Below are 20,288 nucleotides of genomic sequence, written 5' to 3'. Positions count from 1 at the left end.
CCTCCTTCCGCGTTCCGTCCGCGGTGCCTCATGCCCCCGGTGCGCCGGGCGACGGGTCAGGGCGGGTGTAACGGAGCATGACGACGCCGTTGCCGAAGGTGCGCGTCCCCGTGAGGCGCAGGTGCACGGGCATGACGCCCGGCGTGTCCTCGGCCGGCGGGAACAGCGGTCTGCCCTCCCCGAGCACGACCGGATGCACGTAGAGGCGGTACTCGTCGATCAGGTCGTGGCGCATGAAGGAGGCGGCGAGATCGGCGCCGCCGAGAGCCATGTCGCCCCCGGGCCGTGCCTTGAGGGCGAGGACGTCCTCGACGACGACGTCGCGTACCACCGTGGCGTTCCAGTCCGCCCGGTCCAGGGTCCTGGAGAACACGTACTTGGGCATGTCCCGCCAGATCCCGGCGAACTCGGCCATGGGGGCGGTGCACGACGGGTCGGCGTCCGCGGTCGGCCAGAAGCCGGCCATCAGTTCGTGCGTGACCCGCCCCTCCAGGAAGGCGCCCATCGAGCGCAGTTCCTCGTTGAAGTACCTGTGCACCTCGTCGTCGACCAGGTGCCACTCGAGCCCGTGGTCCGGCCCTTCGAAGAAGCCGTCGACGGACACCGACATCATCAGGACGATCTTTCGCATGCGGTCCTCACCGGAGATCGGGTCATGAGCCCCGCCCGGGGCCGGACGGCGCGGGGTCCCTCTCGGTGCCGGGGCAGGGCGACCTCCGGCCGTCAGCCGGTGCGGCCTCCCATGGCCTCCGCGAACGCGTCGGGATCCCCGTCGAATCCCCGAACGGTTCCGCGGAAACCCCAGGACCCCGAGGCGTCCCGGGTGAAGTCGGCGACGACCGCCGCCGTGGCGTCCGGGACTCCCGAGAAGTCGTCCTCCGCCAGGCTCGTGTAGCCCTCGCGGATCTGCACGGCCGTGTGGTCTATCCGGGCGAAGGTCTTGCGGCCGTCGCGCTGCTGGATCGCCACGCCGACGACCACCCTGGCGTAGGCCTCGGACAGCCGGTCCAGCTCGATCGTCATCACCTCGTCGAAACCGAGCCCCTGCCCGGTCCGGCTGTCCCGGTTCAGGGTGATCGTGCCGTCCGGTGACCTGCTGTCGAAGTGCACGAGGTAGGCGGGGCTGCCGTGAGGGGCCTCCGTCCCGTACACGGCCGCGATGATGTCGAGGTCGTTGGCCGGCTCCCCGCTCGCGCTGGGGTCCCACTTGACCCTCACTTCGACCTTCTCGATGTCCTTGTTGGGAGTGCTCATCGGACGTCCCTCCTCGCTCCTGGGCCGACGTACCTCTGCCACCCCAGATCATGTCCGCAACTGTCCGTGGATCCAACCGCCTTGGGATCGGACGGTGTCTTCGGGCCATCGCGTGGCCGAGGTCGTCCGGTGCGGGGTGCCGTCCGGCCGCGGGCCCGTCCGACGCGTGACCCGCGCCACCTCCGGAGCCGTACGATGGCGCGGTGCTGGTCAAGTGGATTCGCTGCACCGTGGTGGACCGTCATGGGTTCGAGCGGGGACAGCGGAAGTGGGCGGGGCTGCTCGGGGAGCCGGGCTTCATGGGGCAGAGCGGCGGGTGGAGCCGACGGCGTCCCGACGTCGCCCATGTCTTCGCGTTCTGGGAGAACAGGGTCTTCTACGACTCGTTCATGGCGCGCGAGCACGACCGGCAGGCCGCCGCCCAGTCCGGCACGTACAAGGACATGCAGGTCAAGCTCTTCGAGTACCGGTTCGACGTGAAGACCGGCTTCGAGCCACTGTTCACCGACGCCGACGTGGTCAGGCTGGCGCACAGCCGCGTGTACGAGGACCGGGTCGAGCACTTCACGCTCATGCAGCAGAAGGTGTGGAACCCCGCGATGGCCGGTTCTCCCGGTATGCTGCGCGGTCTCTTCGGGGAGGCGCCGGGCAACGAGTTCCTCGTCCTGTCGATGTGGCAGTCGAGCGCCGAGCGCGGCAAGTACCGGCCCGAGAGCATCGCCCGGCTCTCGGCGCGGGCGGACACCGACCAGGACATCGAGGCACTGACGGGCGACGTCGTGCGGCTCGAGTCGTCCTGGACGGTCTGATCGTCCTGGACGGCCTGACTCGCGCCCTCCTCGGCGGGCCCGGGACCGCCGTGGGCGCCGCGGTTCCCCCGGTCACCTACGCCGGTGGGGCTCCGCCCGACTGCTCGGTCGCGCCCCGGGGCCCTTAGGGTCGGTGCATGGCACGACCACAGCGCATAGTTCTCGTCCGGCACGGCGAGTCGGAGGGCAACAGCGACGACACCGTCTACGAGAGGGAGCCCGACCACGCCCTGAGGCTCACGGCGAAGGGGCTGCGCCAGGCCCGGGAGACCGGCAGCGAGCTGCGTGAGCTGTTCGGCACAGAGCGGGTGAGTGTCTACGTGTCGCCCTACCGGCGCACCCACGAGACGTTCGAGGCGTTCGGCCTCGATCCCGGGCATGTGCGTGTCAGGGAGGAGCCCCGGCTGCGCGAGCAGGACTGGGGGAACTGGCAGGACAGGGACGACGTCAGGCTGCAGAAGGCGTACCGCGACGCCTACGGGCACTTCTTCTACCGCTTCGCGCAGGGTGAGTCCGGGGCCGACGTGTACGACCGGGTCGGAGCATTCCTGGAGAGCCTCCACCGCAGTTTCGAGGCCCCCGACCATCCGCGTAACGTCCTGCTGGTCACCCACGGCCTGACCATGAGGCTCTTCTGCATGCGCTGGTTCCACTGGTCCGTCGCAGAATTCGAATCCTTGTCCAATCCCGGAAACGGCGAGAAGAGACTGCTGCTGCTCGGCGAGGACGGCCGGTATACGCTCGACCGGCCCTTCGAACGGTGGCGCACCCCCGAGCCGTACGGCCGTACCGGATAGAGTGGCAGGGCGATGACCGCTGACTCCGCTTCCGACCGGCGCTTCGAACGCGCCCTGGCCAGCCTGCGTGGACTCTCCGTGGGTGATGCCCTCGGCTCCCAGTTCTTCGTCCCGGCCAACTATCCCCTCCTCAAGGACCGCGCCCTGCCGCCCGGTCCCTGGCAGTGGACCGACGACACCGAGATGGCCTCCTCCGTGCTCGCCGTGCTGGCCGAACACGGGCGCATCGATCAGGACGCCCTGGCCCACTCCTTCGCCCGCCACCACGACTTCGACCGGGGTTACGGCCCGGCGGTGAACCGGCTGCTCAGGCTCGTCAGGGAGGGTGGCGACTGGCGTGAGCTGGCGTCCGGGCTCTTCCAGGGCCAGGGCTCCTGGGGGAACGGCTCGGCGATGCGGATCGCTCCGCTGGGAGCCTGGTACGCGGACGACCCGGAGCAGGCAACCCACCAGGCCGAGATCTCGTCGTACACCACTCATCAGCACCGTGAAGCCGTCGTGGGCTCCATGGCCGTGGCGGCGGCCGCCGCCCTCGTCGCCGCGCCCGGAGGCCCGCCGGCCCCCGAGGCGCTCCTCGACGGCGTGGTCGCGCTCGTGCCGCGGAGCGCGGTCGGGGCCGGCCTGCGCCGGGCCCGGGACATGCTCGACTACCAGGACGCGGGAACGGTCGCGGCGGTGCTCGGCAACGGCCGCCGCACCAGCGCGCACGACACGGTGCCGTTCGCCCTCTGGTCCGCGGCGCGCAACCTCGGCAATTTCGAACAGGCCTTCTGGCTGACGGCCCAGGCGGGCGGTGACGTGGACACCACCTGCGCCATCGTCGGCGGAGTCGTCGCGGCCGCCCGGGCCGGGGCTCCTCCGGCCGACTGGCTGGCCCTGACGGAGGAGCCCCCGCACTGGCTGCCCGGAGTGCGCGGCTGATCACCGGACACCCCGTGGCGCCGCTGACGCGGTGCCACGGGTGTCGTGTTTCCTCCGCGGCCTGTCACGGTCCTGCCACAGCCGGGTTCCAGGCGCCCCGAACGGCTGAGGCGGCGCTACTCTTTCGGCCACGCCGCCCTCGTTGATCTTGTGGGGCGTGCCTATGAGCGCCGGGGCCGTCGCGCCGCGATGGGGCCGTGCGAGCGGACACCGGCGGGGGAGGGGTCCCATGTCCGAACAATCGTCCGAGGAGCCCGGCACGGCCGGGACGCCGCCCGCGCCCGAGGTGGCCGGGGTGCCCACGCCCGGTGGCGGCGCGTCCGCCGAGGGCACCGGCAGGGAGCGTCCGGCGCCTCGCGGACGCGCGAAGACCTCGGCACAGGTTCCGTCCCAGGGGTCGGACCCGGACGAACCGGAGGTACCCGCGAGGCCCGCCTACCTCCAGGGGCCCAGGCCCCCGGCCGATCCCTGGAAGCGCCGTGACCAGCAGCAACCGCCCGGCGTACTGGCCACGCTGCGGCCCTCGCCCCCGCACGCGATCAGGCCCGCAACCCTGTGGTCGGTCCTCGCCACGGGTCTGCTGAGCGCCCTGCTGCTCGGCGAGGGCCTCGGGCCCAATGTGCTGCTGGTGGCCCTGCCCGCAGCCCTGGCGGCGTTCTTCGCCGCCCGGGACGCGGGCCGCAGGCTCCGTCCATGGACCGCCGTCTGGGCGGTCGGCGGCCTCGTCCTGCTGGTGGTTCCGGCGATCCGGGACGCGGGCTGGCCCGTGTTCCTCGCAGTCGTGTCCGCCCTCGCCCTCGGTTCGCTCGCGCTGCACGGCAGCCGTAGCTGGCCGGGGGTGCTGCTCGGCTCGCTCGGGCTGTTCCCGTCGGTCGCGGCCGGACTGCGCTGGGGCTGGCGAGGCGTACGCGAGCGGGCGGACGATTCCCGTGGCCGGGTGCGCACCGCCGTGCGCAGCGCAGCGGTGGCACTCGTCCTGCTCGTGGTCTTCGGCGCCCTCTTCGCCGGCGCCGACGCCGCGTTCGCCGATCTGCTCGGGGTTCTCGCCCCCGACGTCTCGGTCGGAGACAGTCCGTGGCGCGTCCTCCTCTTCGCGCTCGGGCTCGTCGGCGCGCTCGCCGCCGCCTACTCCGCGGCAGCACCGGTGCGCTGGGACGGCATCACCGTCCGGCCCGGCCGGCCGCGGAACCGGGTGGAGTGGGCGCTCCCCCTGGTCGTGCTCAACCTGCTCTTCGCCGCCTTCGTCGCGCTCCAGCTCGCCGTCCTGCTCGGCGGGTACGACAAGGTGCTGGAAGAGACCGGGCTGACTCCGGCCGCTTACGCGCGGCAGGGTTTCTGGCAACTCCTCTGGGCCACGCTGCTGACCCTGCTCGTCATCGCCCTCGCGCTGCGCTGGGCCCCGCGCGACGGGGCCCGCGACCGCACCCTGGTCCGCGGGGTGCTCGGCGTCCTGTGCGTCCTGACACTCGTCGTCGTGGCCTCCGCGCTGCGCCGCATGGATCTGTACGTCGACGCCTTCGGCCTGACCCGGCTCCGGATCTCCGTGGCCGCGGTGGAACTCTGGCTCGGAGTGGTACTCGTCCTCATCCTCGCGGCGGGTGTGTTCGGTGCCCGGCTGCTGCCGCGCGCCGTCGCCGTGAGCGCCGCCGCCGGGGTGCTCGCCTTCGGGCTGATCTCGCCCGACGGGCTGATCGCCGAACAGAACGTCGAGCGGTACCGCAGTGACAGGACGATCGACATCAGCTATCTCCAGGGGCTCTCGGCCGACGCCGTACCCGCACTCGACGAGCTGCCGGAGCCGCTGCGCTCCTGTGCGCTGGAGGACATCGGGCGCACCCTCGCGACCTCCGGCTCCCCGTGGTACGCCACGAGTCTCGGCGAGGCCAGGGCCCGGGAGATCCTGGAGGAGCGCGCCGTGCAGGACCACGGGAACATCTGCTTCGAGCTCGACGTCCGGGAGGGCGAGCGGGACGTCTCGGAGGAGACGGACACCTACGACCCGTACTGATCCGGCGCACCCCGGACCGGTGCGGGACAGCGGGCCGGACCGTGCTGCGAGTCGTGCGGGCCGTCTCCCTCGGGAGGCGGCCCGCACGGCTGTGCGGGAGCGGCCGAGGCCTGCCGGGGTAGCCGTCAGGCGCCGGGCCCGGCGGCGGCGGACTTCCCGCTCAGCGCCTCCAGATCGCTCCTGCGCACCCGGATCACCAGCACCGCGGTCAGCAGGGCGAGCGCCACCATGGCGACGGCCGCGGTGAAGGCGGTGGCGATGCTGTGGGTGAGAACCTCGTGTCCCCAGGGCGCCGGCAGCTCCTGCGTCCTGGCGAATTCGGCCTTCTGCTCCGGCGTCGCCCGAGCCATGAACGACGGTATCTGCTTCTCCGCCTCGTCCCGGCCGGCCGTGCCGAACACGGTGACCAGGATCGACAGGCCCAGCGAGCCGCCGACCTGCTGGCTCGCGTTGAGGAGGCTGGAGGCGGCACCCGCCTCGTGCTGGGCGACGCCGGACACCGCGGTCAGGGTCAGGGTGACGAAGTTCAGCCCCATGCCGAAGCCGAACAGCGTCATGGGCCCGAGGACGCCGCCGACGTAGGAACTGTCCGACGAGATGAGGGTCAGCCAGAAGAGCCCGATTCCGGTGATCGCCGACCCGGTGACCATGAAGGGTTTGGGGCCGAGCACCGGAAGCAGCCGCTGGGAGAGCCCCGCGCCCGTGATGATCGCGACCGTCACGGGCAGGAAGGCCAGCCCCGACTCGATCGGGCTGTAGTCCAGGACGTTCTGCACGAACAGCACGATGAAGAAGAACATCCCGAACATGGCCGCGGCCAGGCTGAGCATGATCACGTAGGTGCCCGAGCGGTTCCGGTCGGCGAACATCCGCAAGGGGGTGATCGGTTCCTTGGCGCGCGACTCGATCAGGACGAACGTGGCGAGCAGAAGCACGGCGGCGGCGAAGGACGACAGCGTGAGGGTGTCCCGCCAGCCCTCCTCCGAGGCGCGGATGAATCCGTAGACCAGTGACGCCATACCGAGTGTCGAGGTCAGGGCACCCGAGATGTCGAAGCGGCCCGGGTGCTTCTCCGACTCGTTGATGTACATCGGTGCCAGGACCGCGATCAGCACGCCGATGGGCACGTTGACGAAGAGGACCCAGCGCCAGTCGAGCCACTCCGTGAGCATGCCGCCGGTCAGCAGCCCGATCGCGCCGCCTCCCGCCGACACGGCGGCGAACACCCCGAACGCCCGGTTGCGTTCGGGTCCTTCCGGGAACGTGGTGGTGATCAGTGCGAGGGAGGTCGGTGACGCGATGGCACCGCCGACGCCCTGCAGCGCACGGGCCGCGAGCAACTGCCAGGGCTCCTGCGCCAGTCCACCCAGCAGCGAGGCGAGGGTGAAGAGCAGGATGCCGGTCATGAAGACCCGGCGGCGGCCCAGGATGTCACCCGCCCTGCCGCCCAGCAGCAGCAGTCCGCCGAAGGTGAGGGTGTAGGAGCTCAGGACCCAGGAGAGATCTGTCGTGGAGAAGCTGAGCGCGTCCTGGATGTGCGGGAGTGCGATGTTGACGATCGTGGCGTCGAGTACCACCATCAACTGGCAGGCGGCGATGACCGCGAGGGCGATCCCCGGGCGCCCCGCCCGGCGGGCCCCGCCGGGTGTGCTCTGTGTTTCTAACTGAGATGTTGTCACTATGGATCCCCCCAAGTGAGTGAGTGAACGATGCCGTTCACTGTCCCGCCAACGGTAGTGAGTCCCCGTTAGTGAACGCAAGCGTTCACTGCAGCTGCTGTCGGCGGGATGTCTCCGGAGTCCGCTCGTCGCCGGTAACGGGTCCGCTCAGGCCCGCGGCGGTGTGCGGCTCCATGCGCCGATGGAGAACTGCTGATGACTGCTTCACAACCGACGGCCTCCGCCCGGCCCCGGTCGATGTCCTTGCGCCGCCGGGGGCCCGTGCTGGAACGGGCCATCCTCGACGCCGCGCTCGAGCAGCTGGGCACGGTGGGGTGGAACGGGCTGACGATGGAAGGTGTCGCCGCCGGCGCCCGGACGGGGAAGGCGGCCGTGTACCGGCGCTGGCCGTCGAAGGAGGACCTGGTCGCCGATGCCCTTCGGGCCGGCCTGCCCGCTCTGGACGAGGTCCCCGACAGTGGGGGCGTCCGTGACGACCTCTACGAGATGTGCCGCAGAGTGCGGGACGCCCTGTGGTCCGCGCCCGGCATCGCCCTGCGGTCGGTCCTTCACGAATGCGACGCCACCACGGCCGAACGTTTCCACGCGGTGATCCTGAGCGGCATGGTCGAGCCCGCGACACAGGTCGTCCGAGAGGTGCTCCGCCGTGGTGTCGAGCGGGGAGAAGTCCGGCCGGACGCCCTGAGCGCGATGGTGGTCGACGTGATTCCCGCGATCATGATGTACCGGACCAAGGTGTGCGGCAGCGAATGGACGGACGGAGAGATCGCTCAGATGATCGATGAGGTCGGGATGCCGCTCTTCCGTGTCTGACCTCCTTGCGGGGCCCCGCCGGTCACCCGGCCCCTCGGTTCCGGGGGCGGCCGTGCCCCGGACCGTGCCCCGGGGTGTTCTTGCCGGGGCCATCGGCGTACGCTGGCAGGCGCCATGCCGTACGAACCACCCACGCACACCGTCGAGCGCTCACTGCGCGCTACCTCCGGTGCCAGGACCGTCGCAGGTGTCGACGAGGTCGGACGCGGAGCGTGGGCCGGCCCCGTCACCGTCTGCGCGGCTGTCACCGGCCTTCGCAGACCCCCCGCGGGCCTCACCGACTCCAAGCTGATCAGCCCCAAGCGCCGTGCGGAGCTCGCGCCCCTGCTCGAGAGCTGGGTGACGGCTTACGGCCTGGGGCACGCGTCACCCCTGGAGATCGACGACCTCGGTATGACAGCCGCACTCCGCCTCGCGGCGGTCAGGGCTCTCGACGCCCTGCCCGTGCGGCCGGACGCCGTGATACTCGACGGCAAGCACGACTACCTCGGCGAGCCCTGGAACGTCCGTACGGTGATCAAGGGCGACCAGTCCTGCATCGCGGTCGCCGCGGCCTCGGTGATCGCCAAGGTCCACCGGGACACGATGATGGCCGCGCTGGGCGCAGACTCGGGGCAGTACGCGGATTTCGCCTTCGGCGCGAACGCGGGTTACCCCTCACCGGTGCACCGGGCCGCGCTGGAGGAGCGGGGTCCCACCCCCCACCACCGCCTCAGCTGGTCCTACCTGGACGCGCTGCCCCGGTGGAAGCACCTGAAGAAGGTCCGTTTCTCCGCCGAGGCGGCCGCACTGGAAAGCGGGGGCCAGCTCGGCTTCGACTTCTGATCGCACAGGTGTGCCCAACCAGCCGATGCGTGCCGCGTCGGCGCACGACAGACAACCATTCATGCCTTCCATCCCGAGGAGCCTCAGATTCCCGAGAGCGCCCAGGGTCCCCGCGTCACTCCGGCCGCCGGCCGCACCGCGCCGACCCCCCGCCCCGTTCCAGGTCCGCGTTCCGCGGCCACGCCGCGTCCCGGACATCCGGGCCCCGGCCCCGCGCGGCCCGCGCCCCCGGCGCAGCGCCCGCACCCCGCCCCTCCCGCCCCCGCCGCACCCCGCCCCTCCGGGCGCACGCTGCCGCAGGAACGGCCGGCGGCGCAGCTCCAGCTGATCCCTGCCCCGGCGGAAGGCGCGATCGATGCCGCCGACGAGGCCGTCGACCTGCTGCTCGACTCCGGTCGTGCGCCCGGTGAGATCCTCGTGCTCACCACGGGCGGGCAGCACCCCTGGGCCGCACACGAACTCTCCTTCGGGGAGGCGGCGTACTGGGCCCAGCACGAGTCGGGTGACGACGTCTTCTTCGCCCACGCGGCGAACGCCGACCGTTGCGCGTCCCGTGCCGTGGTGGTCGTCGCGGTGGACGGAGGCACCGACGAGAGCACCGTGCGTGCGCTCACCGTGGCCCGGAAGCACGCCGACGCGCTGCTGATCGTGTGCGGCGACCCGCAGAAGGTCAACTCCGCGCTCGGCGCGGGTGTCTGACCGTCCGTAGGGGGCGGCCCCGGGTGTCCGCGAGGACGTCCGGGGCCCGCTTCTTCGCCCGGCGGCCTGATCGACCCGCCGTCGTGCGCCAGGCCGTCAGCGGGCGGCGGTCCGCCGCAGCGCGTCCGCCGCACCGCCCCCGGTGCGCAGCGGTACCGGATCCCGGTCGACGGAGATGTCGGTGAGAGCCGTCGGCCGGGACAGCGAACTAGGTCTGCGGCCGCCCCGGCCCTCGCCGAGGACCTGCCAGCCCCCACTCGTCAGAGTGATGTAGGCCCCGCAGCGCAGGCCGTGCAGCGTGCAGGCGTCACGCAGCCCCCACATCCACGCCCCGTCCTCCTCCGTCCACCGCTCGTCACCTTCCCGGCAGTAGAGCAGGATCGCCGTGCGTACGGGCGTCCGCCGGCGCAGATCGTGCGGGATCACCCGGCGCAGATGGGCCAGCAGGGCGTTGCGGAACTCCCAGCCGTCAGCGGCCGCGTGCGCCCGTCGGGCGAACGAGGCACTGGCGGTGAGCCGTTCCTCGTGATCGAGGACCGCGACGACCGCGGTGGCCGGGGCCGGCCGGTGCCGTGCGTGCAGGCCGCTGACGATCTCACGGGGGCTGCGCAGCAGGGGTATGCCGGCCGCCGCCCACTCGGCCGGCTCGAGCGTCCGGGCGAGCTGATTGACGGAGCCCGCGGATGACGAGGACGCCGACAGTGAAGTGGCTGCGGACGGAGCGAGTTCGAAGGTCACGGTACTCCCTTCGCTACGCGCCCACGGTGCGGGCAGGGTCGGGTGAGGGCGCGCCGCGGCACAGCCCTTCCGGGCCCGCGAAAAGACCGTGCGGGGAGCTGTTCCAATTCTTCCTGCCGCACCGGCAAGCGGCAACGAGCAATTGGCGCGACTGACGGGTATCAGGTGGAATGACACGGATATCCCTGCCCGTTGCGCGTCGTTACGAAGCGTCCCCGAGGAGTGCCGGGGCGAAGCCACCCGTCACGTGGCGAGGCCGGCCGCGCGGACGCCGCCGGCCGGAGCCGGGCGCCCCGCCCCGGCCGTCTTCGCCCGGCGTACGGCCGGTGGTGCGATGTGAGCCCCCGGTCACGCGGGGTGAAGTCGCCGATTGTCGGTGCCATCGGGTTGCATGGGGGCATGGACAACCTGGAACTCCGGACCGAAGCAGATGCCATCCTCGCCGAGCTGGTCGGCGCCCCGGAGGGGTCGGCGCGGCTGCGGGAGGACCAGTGGCAGGCGGTGGCGGCCCTGGTGGAAGAGAGGCGACGGGCTCTGGTGGTGCAGCGCACCGGCTGGGGCAAGTCGGCGGTGTACTTCGTGGCCACCGCTCTGCTGCGCCGGCGTGGCTCCGGCCCCACGGTGATCATCTCGCCGTTGCTGGCTCTCATGCGCAACCAGGTCGAGTCCGCGGCGCGGGCGGGCATCCAGGCGCGCACCATCAACTCGGCCAACCCGGAGGAGTGGGACGCCATCTACGAGGAGGTCGAGCGCGGCGGGACCGACGTCCTCCTCGTCAGCCCCGAGCGCCTGAACTCCGTGGACTTCCGCGATCAGGTGCTGCCCAGGCTCGCGGCCACGACCGGTCTGCTGGTGGTCGACGAGGCGCACTGCATCTCCGACTGGGGGCACGACTTCCGGCCGGACTACCGGCGGTTGCGGGCGATGCTGGCCGAGCTTCCCGCCGGTGTGCCGGTGCTGGCGACGACCGCGACCGCGAACGCCCGGGTCACCGCGGACGTGGCGGAGCAACTGGGTACCGGCGCAGGGCAGGCCCTGGTGCTGCGCGGCCCCCTGGAGCGGGAGAGCCTGCGCCTGGGAGTGGTGCAGCTCCCGGACGCCGCGCACCGGCTGGGCTGGCTCGCCGAGCACCTGGGCGAGCTACAGGGTTCCGGCATCATCTACACGCTGACGGTGGCCGCGGCCGAGGAGGCCACCGCGTTCCTGCGCGGGCGCGGCTTCGACGTCGCCTCCTACACCGGCAAGACGGAGAACGCGGACCGGCTGCAGGCCGAGGTCGACCTGCAGGAGAACCGGGTCAAGGCGTTGGTCGCGACGTCGGCGCTGGGCATGGGCTTCGACAAGCCGGACCTGGGCTTCGTGGTCCACCTCGGCTCGCCCTCCTCCCCGATCGCCTACTACCAGCAGGTCGGCCGTGCCGGCCGCGGGGTCGAGCACGCCGACGTGCTCCTGCTGCCGGGCAAGGAGGACGAGGCCATCTGGCGCTATTTCGCCGATACGGCCTTCCCGCCCGAGACCCAGGTCCGTCAGACCCTCTCGGCCCTCGCCGACGCCGGACGGCCGCTGTCCGTGCCGGCCCTGGAGGCGGCGGTGGACCTTCGGCGCAGCAGGCTGGAGTCGATGCTGAAGGTGCTGGACGTCGACGGCGCGGTCAAGCGGGTGAAGGGCGGCTGGACGGCCACGGGAGCCGAGTGGGTCTACGACGCCGAGCGTTACGCGTGGGTGGCCAAGCAGCGGGCGGCCGAGCAGCAGGCCATGCGCGACTACGCGAGCACGGCCGGGTGCCGGATGGAGTTCCTGCGGCGGCAGCTGGACGACGAGGAGGCCGCTCCGTGCGGCCGGTGCGACAACTGCGCGGGTCCGTGGGCCGAGGTCTCCGTTTCGGCGGAGGTGGTGACGGGGGCGACGAAGGAACTGGACCGTCCCGGGGTGGAGATCGATCCGCGCCGGATGTGGCCGACGGGAATGCCCGCACTCGGGATCAACCTCAAGGGGCGCATCCCGGCCAAGGAGCAGTGCTCCCCGGGGCGCGCCCTGGGGCGGCTCTCGGACATCGGCTGGGGCAACCGGCTGCGCCCGCTGCTGGCCGAGAACGCGCCGGACGGCCCGGTCCCGGACGACGTCCTGCAAGCAGCGGTGTCGGTCCTCGCCGACTGGGCGCGCTCCACGGGCGGCTGGGCGCCGGGCGTCCAGGACGCCTCCGCCCGGCCGGTGGGAGTCGTCGCCGTACCGTCCATGTCCCGCCCCCAGTTGGTCGGATCCCTCGCTCAGGGCATCGCGTCCATCGGCCACCTCCCCTTCCTCGGCACCCTGACGCACACCGGGCCGGGCGGCGCCCACGCGGCACGCCGCAGCAACTCCGCCCAGCGCGTCAAGGCGCTCTCCGGTGCCTTCGCCGTCTCCGGGGAGCTGGCCGGCGCCCTGGCCGGCTCACCCGGCCCCGTCCTGCTCGTGGACGACTTCACCGACTCCGGCTGGACGCTCGCCATCGCCGCCCGCCTGCTCCGGCAGGCGGGCGGCGAACAGGTCCTGCCGTTGGTGCTCGCCGCGGCAGGCTGAGCCACCGCGTTCCCGGCCGGCCCACTCCTCTTCGTCCTGGCCGCCGCCGTCGCACAGCGTGAAGCTGCCGACGCGCGGCGGCTTTCGCGACGGCACGCGGCGGTGTTCGCGACAACACGCGACAACACGCGACAGCACGTGACAGTACGTGACAGCACGTGGCGGTACGCGACGGCTACCGACAGCACGCGGCAGCGCCCGCAGTACCCGTGGTGTCCGCCTCGGCAGTGCCCGCGCGGACGACATCACGTCGTCGGCGGCGTTGCCCGGGGCACCGGTTGCCGAGCCTTTCGGAGGATGTGAGAGATTGTCACTCCTCTTGTGAAGACTCGTGTAGTGATGACGGTGTGTCAGCGCAAAGCACGGGAATCGGCCCTGGCAGGGGGGATGAACTCTTGTCAACAACCGCGCAAAGAAGGCGTGTTGGCTACACAGTCGGTCATGGTGGGCGTCTTTCGGGGTTCGGTTCCGGTGATAGCATCCCCGCATCTGTGATCTTGATCCACTTGACTCAGATGCTGATCTGCGATCGGCGGCCTGCTCTCCACGCCACAGCGGTCGAGCAGTGCCGAGCGGCTGTTGCGCGGCTCCTCGCGAGATGTATCCGTCGCCGTACGCATGCCATGCGCCGGGAAAGGTTTCCATGATTCGAGACGCACTTGTGTGGTGCCTGGTTGCGGTGGCGGCGACAGCCGTCGTCGCGGTTGTGGCACTCGCCGCCCGTAACAGAGCGTTGGGGGCGAAGAAGCGGCAGTCCGAGGCCGAGCTGAGGCGCCAACTGCACGCAGCGGACAGCCAACTCCATGTGACCCGAGCCGAGCTGCAGCAGCTCAAGGGGGAGCAGGACAGCACCCTTCGGGAGGCCAAGGAGGCGGCGGAGGAGAACACCAAGGCCGTTCTCAAGGGCGCGGCCAGCTTCCTCCAGAGTCTCGCCGCGGAGCAGACGATGCTCCTGGACGGCATACAGCGGAAGTACGGCGGCCACGCGGTTCTCAGTGACCTGCTGGAAGTGAACCACGCCAACGCGCAGATGGCGCGCAAGGCGCAGGGCATCGCGGTCATGTGCGGTGCGCCGCTCGGCCGCCGCAACAAGCCGGCCAGCGTCTACGACGTGGTGCGCAGCGCCCAGGGTCAGATCCGCAACTTCCACCGGGTCGCCATCATGCAGCAGGCCGGTCTCGCGCTGAAGGCGTCCGCGGTCGCACCGGTCGCCCTCGCCGTCGCCGAGCTGCTTGACAACGCTGCCAGCTTCTCCCAGCACGACGCTCCGATTGAAGTAACGTTCCAGCGCGTCCAGAACAACCTGTGCATCGTCATCGACGACGCCGGTGTCAGCATGAACGACGAGGACCGTCAGCGGGCGACCGCGCTGCTGTCCGGAGACGTCGTCCCCCGTCTGTCGCAGCTCGGGAACCAGCCGAAGTTCGGCTTCCCCGTCATCGGCCTGATTGCGCGTCAGTACGGCTTCAGGGTGGATGTCACCGGAGTCTCCCGGTACGGCGGCGTCCGGGCCGTCGTCCTGCTGCCCGAGGAGCTGTGGACCATGGAGGAGACGCCGCCGGCCCAGGAGGCCCCCGTCAGCAACATCCTGCGCACCGAGGGAAGGCCGGTGACCGGCACGACGCGTACGGTGCACGGTCTGCCGAAGCGCGGAGCGCGCCAGGCACCCATCGCGAGCGTGCCCGACCCCGAGACCGTCCGGCCGGCGTCGCGGACTCCGGAGGAGACCGGCCGCGCCTCCGGGCGCAGCCTGGGGGCTTTCCAGCGCGGCACGCTGTCCGGCCGCAACCTTGATGCCACGTCGCTCGAAGGGTCCGAAGACGCATGACCGCAGACCTGTCGTGGATGCTCGAGGACATCGTGCACAACGTGCCCCGCGCACGGCACGCTGTCCTGTTGTCCGCGGACGGCCTTCCTCGCGGAGCTACGGAGGGTCTGGCCGAGAAGGATGTGCGCACCATCTCCGCCGCCATGGCCGGGATGCAGTCGCTCAGCCGGGCCACGGCCCACTTCGCCGGGCCGGAGGAGGACCGGCAGTGGAATCAGACGATCATCGAGTTCTCCCATGGGTGGAGCTTCCTGATCGGAGCGGGGCAGGGCGCCTATCTGGCCGCTGCCGCCGCACCCGACGTGGACATGCAGCAGATCTCCTTCCGCATGCACCGCCTCGTCGCCCGGCTGGGGAACAACCTCACCTCGCCGCCGAGGGTCAGCACGGAGGAGGCCGCCGGTACCCGGAGCACCACCGGGGCCCGGAGCGGGAGCGCGGGCGACTCGGGCTTCGCGCTGCCCGAACTCGACCAGGTGATCGCCGAGGTCCGGGGTGCACGGCACGCCGTGCTGCTGGGAGCGGACGGACTTCCCCGCGGGGCGACCACGGGGATGAGCCGGGACCTCGCGGACACCATCTCCGCGGCCATGACGGGCATCCACGCCTACAGCCGGGTCACCTCGCAGTTCGCGGGGGTGCTGGAGGGTGCCGAATGGCGGCAGACGGTCATCGAGTTCCAGCACGGCTGGATCTTCCTGATGGCCGCCGGCACCGGTGCCTTCCTGGCCGCCGCCGCCGAGCACGACTGCGACATCGAGGAGTTCACCACGCGCCTGCACGCCGTGGTGCCGAGACTGACCGCGTCGACGACACGGGGAGAGGGGACCGGCCATGTCTGACGAGGCCGAGCAGGAGCTGGAGTTGACGACACCGTTAGTCCCCCTGTTCGTGATCACGAACGGACGTGCCCTGCCCCCTGAGCACGAGTACGAGCACACCACCCTCGTGACCGCGGCGGAGGAGGCGTCGGCCGCGGCGCCCACCCTGTCCCCCGAAGCGAGCCAGGTCATGGACCTGGTCACCGACGGTTTCCTGTCCGTGGCCGAGGTGGCCGGGCACACGCACCTGCCGCTGGGCATCGTGCGCATCCTGCTGGCGCAGTTGGAGGAGAGCGACCTCATCCTCGTGAGGAGGCCGATACCGCGCGCCGAACGTGTCGACAGAGAACTGGTCAGCGCCGTGCTCGAGGGCCTGAAGAATCGATTCGGAGCGTAACGCGTGTACCTGGATCCAGACGTCTCCCACGCGGTGAAGATCCTCATAGTGGGGCACTTCGGGGTCGGGAAGACCACCTGCATCGGCAGTCTCTCCGAGATCGAGCCACTGCGGACCGAGGAGGAGATCACCGAGGCCAGCGTGGGCTTCGACGACTTGTCGGGCACACCTGACAAGACGACCACCACCGTGGCCATGGACTTCGGCCGGCTCACCCTCAGCGACGCGCTGGTCCTCTACCTCTTCGGGACGCCCGGGCAGGAGCGCTTCAAGGAGATGTGGGAGGAGCTGTCCCGGGGCGCACTGGGCGCGCTGGTCCTCGTCGACCCCGAGCGGCTGCACGAGTCCTTCCCCGTCCTGGACCTCGTCGAGCGCTTCGGCCTGACGTATGCCATCGGCGTCAATCACTTCGAGGGCAACACGGACTACCCGCTCGACGAGGTGCGCGATGCGCTGAACCTCGCCGCGGACACCCCCGTCGTCAAGTGCGACGTACGCGACGAGCGGTCCTCGGCGCACGCGCTCATCACCCTCGTGAAACACCTCATGTCCCTACTCGGCTAGGAGCGCCGGAATGCAACAGCCGCTTGACCCCCAGGAGATACCGCCGTCCGGTTGCCCCGCGCACGGGAACGTCCCGTTGTACGGTCCCTCGTTCGGGGCCGACCCCGACGGCCACTACGCGCATCTGCGTTCGTACGGCCTGAGCGCACCCGTGGACATCGCTCCGGACGTCCAGGCCGAGCTCGTCACCAGCTACGACGCCGCCCTGTACGTCCTGCAGAACCCCGCGTCCTTCGTCCGCGACTCCCGCCGCTGGAACGCGCTGAACGAAGGGCGCGTCCCCGCCGACAGCCCCGCCCTGCCGATGCTGAGCTACCGCCCCAACGCGCTGTTCAGCGACGGAGCGGCACACGCCCGTCTGCGCCAGGCGGTCACCGACAGTCTCGCCACGATCGACGAACTCCAGCTCGTCAGGCAGACCCAGCAGTCCGCCGACTACCTGATCAGCCGCTTCAGCTCCGAGCCCCGTGGCCAGGCGGAACTGATGGCGGAGTACGCCCAGCCCCTGCCGCTGCTGGTGTTCAGCGACCTGTTCGGCTGCCCGCCCGAGATCGGCGACCGTGTGATCGCCGGGATCAGCGGCATCTTCGAAGGCACCCCCGGGGCCGACGAGGTGCTCGGCGGGGCACTCACGGAGCTGATCGCCCTCAAGCGCCGCCGTCCGGACTCGGACCTGACGACGCGTCTGATGCTGCATCCCGCCCGGTTGAGCGACGAGGAGGTGCTGCACCAGCTCGTGACCCTCCTCTCCGGCGGGACCGCGCCGTTGAGCGCCACCATCGGCACCAGCAGCGCGCTGTACCTCGGTGAGGAATGGCTGAGCGGTCTGCCGGTCGAGGACGCGGTCGCCCAGACACTGTGGAACTACGCGCCGATCGCCAACTACGCGGCCCACTACCCGACCCACGACATCGAACTGGGCGGCAGGACCCTCCGGGCCAACGACCCGGTCCTGATCTCCTTCGCCGCGGCCAACACCGACCCGAAACTGACCGAGCACCGCGAGCAGTTGAGTGCCAAGGCGCACCTGGCCTTCGGCGCAGGCCCGCACGCCTGTCCCGCCAAGGACCCGGCGTTCATGATCGCGGTGACCGCCGTCGAGACCCTCCTCAACCGGCTGCCCGACGTCGAGATGCGCGTCCCCTTCAAGACGCTCACCTGGGCACCGAGTCCGTGGAGCCGGTCACTGGTGACCCTCCCGATCCGCTTCACGCCGCAGAGCGTGCCCGTCGCCGCCCCGCCCGCCCGTGCGCAGGCGGCCCATGCGCCGCAGCAGCCGGCCCCATCCGCGCAGCACGCGGCGGCCCGGGGAACCCGTCCGGCGACCGCTGCGTCGCCGCAGCACAAGGGAGGCCTCTTCAGTCGCTTCCTGGCGTGGACGCGCGGGGAGTAGATGTAACGGGAGTGATTTAAGTAACCTTCCGAGCTCACTGTGTTATTGGATGCTTCAACGATCATGCGGGTATGTATGGCGGCTCATGCTCAGAAAGGAGCCGCCATCATGGGGGTTGTCACAACTCCGTCGTACGATCGCCGGGCGTCCGCCTCGCTCTTCTCGCGTCTGCGGACGGCGAAGGGGCAGGCCGATCCCGCACCGATATACGCGGAGCTGCGGTCGAGGGGCGAGATAACTCCCGCCCCCTGGGGGGGGTTCCTCGTCACGGGGTTCGCCGCCTGCGATCAGGTCCTACGCAGCCGGGACTGGCTGGAACCCGACAGACGATGGCGTGAGCGGCAGGGTTCGGGCACGCGCTGGAACGCGCCCTCGTCGCGGGAGATGAGCAACACGCTGGCCGCGCTCAACCCCCCGGACCACACGCGGGTGCGCCGGGCGGCCGGCACGTTCGACCGGGCGGCCGTGGAGCTGATCAGCCGGACGGTGACCCGTACGACTGATCAGCTCCTCGACTCCCTGTCGGAGCAACTCCGCGACGGAGAAGCGGATTTTGCCGCGCTGGTGGGAGAGAGACTGCCGGTCGCCACCATCGGTGAATGGCTCGGCCTGCCGGCCGCCGACTGGCCCCGCCTGCGCCGGCTGACCCATGACCAGGTCTTCACGCAGGAGCTGCTGCCCTCGGCGAGCCAGCTGGCCGCGTCCGACGCGGCCACGGCCGAGCTCCGTGCCTACTTCACGGACCTGGTGGGCCATCGGCGCCTCCACCCCGGTGATGACCCCGTCTCCGCGTGGATACGGACCTGGGACTCCATGGAACCCGACCGTGACAAGGCCGACGAGGAGGTCTACCACCTGGTCCTGTTCTTTCTGCTGGCGGCTCTGGAGACCACCTCGACGCTCCTGACGACCATGACGCTCCTGCTCGTCGAGAGCCCGGATCGCTGGAACCAGGTCGCCGACCGGCCCGATCTGGTGCCCGGATTCGTCGAGGAGACGCTGCGCTACGACCCGCCCACCCACGTGATCAGCAGGGTCGCCGCCCAGGACTGTGCCCTCGGCGGCGTGCGGATCCGTCAGGACGAGATGGTCCACCTCATGGTGGGTGCGGCGCACCGGGACCCCGCCAGACACAGCGACCCCGAACGCTTCGACCCCCTGCGCAAACCCGGCCACCTAGCCTTCAGCGGAGGTATCCACTACTGCCTCGGCGCCCCACTGGCCCGGCTGGAGGCCCAGATCCTTCTCCGTCAACTCGTTCGGCGTCTTCCCCGCCTCACCCTCGTGCGTCGCCCGTCGATGGCACCCAGGGTGGCGTTCCGGCGCCTGCTGAACCTGGATGTAGCCCTCGCATGACCGATACAGCCCACGCCCCCGTCCGACCCTCCCGCACGGCGATACACGTCGAGCTGGACGGCCCCGTGCTCCATGTCCGGCTCAATCCCTCGGAGCAGGACGACACACTGGGCGTCGCCGTCATCGACGCGCTCGTCGGCCTGCTCGACGACCTCCATGACCGGCCGGACATCCGGATCCTGGTCCTGTCCTCCATGGGCGCGGACTTCTGCCTGGGGGCCGACCGCAACGAATACCAGGCGGCGCTCGTCGCGGATCCGGCCGGGGCCGCCCTGCGGCGGATCGCGGACAAGGCCCACCGCCTGTGCCAGGCACTGGAGAACACCCACGCGGTCACCATCGCCCGGCTCCACGGCCGGGTGATCGGTGCCGGGCTCGCCCTCGCCTCGTTCTGCGACCTGCGCGCGGGCGCGGACACCAGCCGCTTCCGCATGCCGGAGGTCGGAATCGGCCTGCCTCCCGCCTGGGGAGGAGCGATGGGTCGCCTGGTCTCCGAGGTCGGCGCCGCGAGGATCCGGGAACTGATGCTGACCTGCGACGTGTTCGACTCCGCCACCGCCCACCGGCTCGGTCTCCTCCACCGGACCGCGCCGCTCGAGCAGTTGGACAAGGTCGTCGAGGCCTGGACGAGACCGCTCGTCCGGCGTTCACCCGAGGCTCTCGTCCTGACGAAGCGCATGCTCGCCGGCTACGCGCGAGCCGACCGCACGGCCGACGTCTCCCAGCTCGACTCCCACCTCCTGACGGCACACCTCCAGAGCTATGGAGGCCAGGGCCCGGGCGCCTCCCGGTGAGACGCGCGCACACGTGACGGAAGCCTTCCGCGG

19 protein-coding genes are annotated in these 20,288 nt (G+C 71.0%); 15 read left to right on the top strand and 4 right to left on the bottom strand.

The window, feature by feature from the left end; translation table 11 throughout:
* Positions 1-28: 28 nt before the first annotated feature.
* Both QFZ58_RS09980 and QFZ58_RS09975 read right to left on the bottom strand, forming a co-directional pair.
* The gene (locus QFZ58_RS09980; RefSeq protein WP_307124572.1) at positions 29-631 is read right to left on the bottom strand and encodes a dihydrofolate reductase family protein; all 603 of its coding nucleotides are present in this window, start codon (positions 629-631) and stop codon (positions 29-31) included.
* Between the two features lie 92 nt (positions 632-723).
* Positions 724-1,254, bottom strand: coding sequence for a TerD family protein (locus tag QFZ58_RS09975; RefSeq protein ID WP_307124571.1), 531 nt, complete (start codon positions 1,252-1,254; stop codon positions 724-726).
* Positions 1,255-1,457: 203 nt separating this feature from the next.
* On the opposite strand from QFZ58_RS09975, the gene QFZ58_RS09970 reads away from it, so the two are divergent.
* The 4 genes from QFZ58_RS09970 to QFZ58_RS09955 all read left to right on the top strand — a co-directional run bounded on the left by QFZ58_RS09970 (position 1,458) and on the right by QFZ58_RS09955 (position 5,789).
* Positions 1,458-2,063 (top strand): YdbC family protein, encoded by a 606-nt coding sequence (locus QFZ58_RS09970; RefSeq protein ID WP_307124570.1) that lies wholly within the window; start codon positions 1,458-1,460, stop codon positions 2,061-2,063.
* Between the two features lie 137 nt (positions 2,064-2,200).
* The gene (locus QFZ58_RS09965) at positions 2,201-2,860 is read left to right on the top strand and encodes a histidine phosphatase family protein (protein ID WP_307124569.1); all 660 of its coding nucleotides are present in this window, start codon (positions 2,201-2,203) and stop codon (positions 2,858-2,860) included.
* Between the two features lie 12 nt (positions 2,861-2,872).
* On the top strand, positions 2,873-3,781 hold the full coding sequence (locus tag QFZ58_RS09960; protein WP_307124568.1) for an ADP-ribosylglycohydrolase family protein: 909 nt from the start codon (positions 2,873-2,875) through the stop codon (positions 3,779-3,781).
* A 229-nt stretch (positions 3,782-4,010) separates the two neighbouring features.
* A complete protein-coding gene (locus tag QFZ58_RS09955) occupies positions 4,011-5,789 on the top strand; it encodes a DUF4153 domain-containing protein (RefSeq protein WP_307124567.1) in 1,779 nt (592 codons plus the stop codon).
* A gap of 125 nt (positions 5,790-5,914) precedes the next feature.
* Here QFZ58_RS09955 and QFZ58_RS09950 read toward each other — a convergent pair whose 3' ends face one another.
* Entirely contained in the window at positions 5,915-7,468 is a 1,554-nt protein-coding gene (locus QFZ58_RS09950) for an MFS transporter (protein ID WP_307124566.1), read from the bottom strand.
* 195 nt (positions 7,469-7,663) lie between these two features.
* Between QFZ58_RS09950 and QFZ58_RS09945 the strand changes: the two genes are divergently transcribed.
* The 3 genes from QFZ58_RS09945 (at position 7,664) to QFZ58_RS09935 (ending at position 9,805) form a co-directional block, all read left to right on the top strand.
* The gene (locus tag QFZ58_RS09945; protein ID WP_307124565.1) at positions 7,664-8,281 is read left to right on the top strand and encodes a TetR/AcrR family transcriptional regulator; all 618 of its coding nucleotides are present in this window, start codon (positions 7,664-7,666) and stop codon (positions 8,279-8,281) included.
* Between the two features lie 114 nt (positions 8,282-8,395).
* Complete coding sequence (locus QFZ58_RS09940) at positions 8,396-9,106, top strand: ribonuclease HII (protein ID WP_307124564.1); 711 nt, start codon at positions 8,396-8,398, stop codon at positions 9,104-9,106.
* A gap of 57 nt (positions 9,107-9,163) precedes the next feature.
* Positions 9,164-9,805, top strand: coding sequence for a hypothetical protein (locus QFZ58_RS09935; protein ID WP_307128816.1), 642 nt, complete (start codon positions 9,164-9,166; stop codon positions 9,803-9,805).
* Between the two features lie 96 nt (positions 9,806-9,901).
* Here the strand turns inward: QFZ58_RS09935 and QFZ58_RS09930 are convergent, their stop codons facing one another.
* Complete coding sequence (locus QFZ58_RS09930) at positions 9,902-10,543, bottom strand: hypothetical protein (protein ID WP_307124563.1); 642 nt, start codon at positions 10,541-10,543, stop codon at positions 9,902-9,904.
* Between the two features lie 399 nt (positions 10,544-10,942).
* On the opposite strand from QFZ58_RS09930, the gene QFZ58_RS09925 reads away from it, so the two are divergent.
* The 8 genes from QFZ58_RS09925 to QFZ58_RS09890 all read left to right on the top strand — a co-directional run bounded on the left by QFZ58_RS09925 (position 10,943) and on the right by QFZ58_RS09890 (position 20,255).
* The gene (locus QFZ58_RS09925; RefSeq protein ID WP_307124562.1) at positions 10,943-13,102 is read left to right on the top strand and encodes a RecQ family ATP-dependent DNA helicase; all 2,160 of its coding nucleotides are present in this window, start codon (positions 10,943-10,945) and stop codon (positions 13,100-13,102) included.
* Between the two features lie 643 nt (positions 13,103-13,745).
* On the top strand, positions 13,746-14,930 hold the full coding sequence (locus tag QFZ58_RS09920; RefSeq protein WP_307124561.1) for an ATP-binding protein: 1,185 nt from the start codon (positions 13,746-13,748) through the stop codon (positions 14,928-14,930).
* Positions 14,927-15,772 carry a roadblock/LC7 domain-containing protein gene (locus QFZ58_RS09915; protein ID WP_307124560.1) on the top strand — a complete coding sequence of 282 codons (846 nt, stop codon included), beginning with the start codon at positions 14,927-14,929 and terminating at the stop codon, positions 15,770-15,772. The genes QFZ58_RS09920 and QFZ58_RS09915 overlap by 4 nt, the downstream gene beginning before the upstream one ends.
* Positions 15,765-16,148, top strand: a complete 384-nt coding sequence (locus QFZ58_RS09910; protein WP_307124559.1) for a DUF742 domain-containing protein — start codon at positions 15,765-15,767, stop codon at positions 16,146-16,148. The genes QFZ58_RS09915 and QFZ58_RS09910 overlap by 8 nt, the downstream gene beginning before the upstream one ends.
* A gap of 3 nt (positions 16,149-16,151) precedes the next feature.
* Positions 16,152-16,712: an ATP/GTP-binding protein gene (locus QFZ58_RS09905; protein ID WP_307124558.1), complete on the top strand. Its 561-nt coding sequence runs from the start codon at positions 16,152-16,154 to the stop codon at positions 16,710-16,712.
* Between the two features lie 10 nt (positions 16,713-16,722).
* Positions 16,723-18,105 carry a cytochrome P450 gene (locus QFZ58_RS09900; RefSeq protein WP_307124557.1) on the top strand — a complete coding sequence of 461 codons (1,383 nt, stop codon included), beginning with the start codon at positions 16,723-16,725 and terminating at the stop codon, positions 18,103-18,105.
* A gap of 108 nt (positions 18,106-18,213) precedes the next feature.
* A complete protein-coding gene (locus tag QFZ58_RS09895) occupies positions 18,214-19,461 on the top strand; it encodes a cytochrome P450 (RefSeq protein ID WP_307124556.1) in 1,248 nt (415 codons plus the stop codon).
* Positions 19,458-20,255, top strand: coding sequence for an enoyl-CoA hydratase/isomerase family protein (locus QFZ58_RS09890; RefSeq protein WP_307124555.1), 798 nt, complete (start codon positions 19,458-19,460; stop codon positions 20,253-20,255). Before QFZ58_RS09895 ends, QFZ58_RS09890 begins: the two co-directional genes overlap by 4 nt.
* The last annotated feature ends 33 nt before the right edge of the window (positions 20,256-20,288 follow it).

Origin of the sequence: Streptomyces sp. B1I3, assembly GCF_030816615.1 — a bacterium.
Lineage (GTDB): Bacteria > Actinomycetota > Actinomycetes > Streptomycetales > Streptomycetaceae > Streptomyces.
This window is presented reverse-complemented; position numbering and strand designations above follow the sequence as displayed.

Excerpts from the sequence above, each read along its gene's own strand:
- QFZ58_RS09980 (WP_307124572.1), bottom strand. The coding sequence starts at position 631 with ATGCGAAAGATCGTCCTGATGATGTCGGTGTCCGTCGACGGCTTCTTC.
- QFZ58_RS09975 (WP_307124571.1), bottom strand. The coding sequence starts at position 1,254 with ATGAGCACTCCCAACAAGGACATCGAGAAGGTCGAAGTGAGGGTCAAG.
- QFZ58_RS09965 (WP_307124569.1), top strand. The coding sequence starts at position 2,201 with ATGGCACGACCACAGCGCATAGTTCTCGTCCGGCACGGCGAGTCGGAG.
- QFZ58_RS09960 (WP_307124568.1), top strand. The coding sequence starts at position 2,873 with ATGACCGCTGACTCCGCTTCCGACCGGCGCTTCGAACGCGCCCTGGCC.
- QFZ58_RS09955 (WP_307124567.1), top strand. The coding sequence starts at position 4,011 with ATGTCCGAACAATCGTCCGAGGAGCCCGGCACGGCCGGGACGCCGCCC.
- QFZ58_RS09945 (WP_307124565.1), top strand. The coding sequence starts at position 7,664 with ATGACTGCTTCACAACCGACGGCCTCCGCCCGGCCCCGGTCGATGTCC.
- QFZ58_RS09940 (WP_307124564.1), top strand. The coding sequence starts at position 8,396 with ATGCCGTACGAACCACCCACGCACACCGTCGAGCGCTCACTGCGCGCT.
- QFZ58_RS09925 (WP_307124562.1), top strand. The coding sequence starts at position 10,943 with ATGGACAACCTGGAACTCCGGACCGAAGCAGATGCCATCCTCGCCGAG.
- QFZ58_RS09920 (WP_307124561.1), top strand. The coding sequence starts at position 13,746 with ATGATTCGAGACGCACTTGTGTGGTGCCTGGTTGCGGTGGCGGCGACA.
- QFZ58_RS09915 (WP_307124560.1), top strand. The coding sequence starts at position 14,927 with ATGACCGCAGACCTGTCGTGGATGCTCGAGGACATCGTGCACAACGTG.
- QFZ58_RS09910 (WP_307124559.1), top strand. The coding sequence starts at position 15,765 with ATGTCTGACGAGGCCGAGCAGGAGCTGGAGTTGACGACACCGTTAGTC.
- QFZ58_RS09900 (WP_307124557.1), top strand. The coding sequence starts at position 16,723 with ATGCAACAGCCGCTTGACCCCCAGGAGATACCGCCGTCCGGTTGCCCC.
- QFZ58_RS09895 (WP_307124556.1), top strand. The coding sequence starts at position 18,214 with ATGGGGGTTGTCACAACTCCGTCGTACGATCGCCGGGCGTCCGCCTCG.
- QFZ58_RS09890 (WP_307124555.1), top strand. The coding sequence starts at position 19,458 with ATGACCGATACAGCCCACGCCCCCGTCCGACCCTCCCGCACGGCGATA.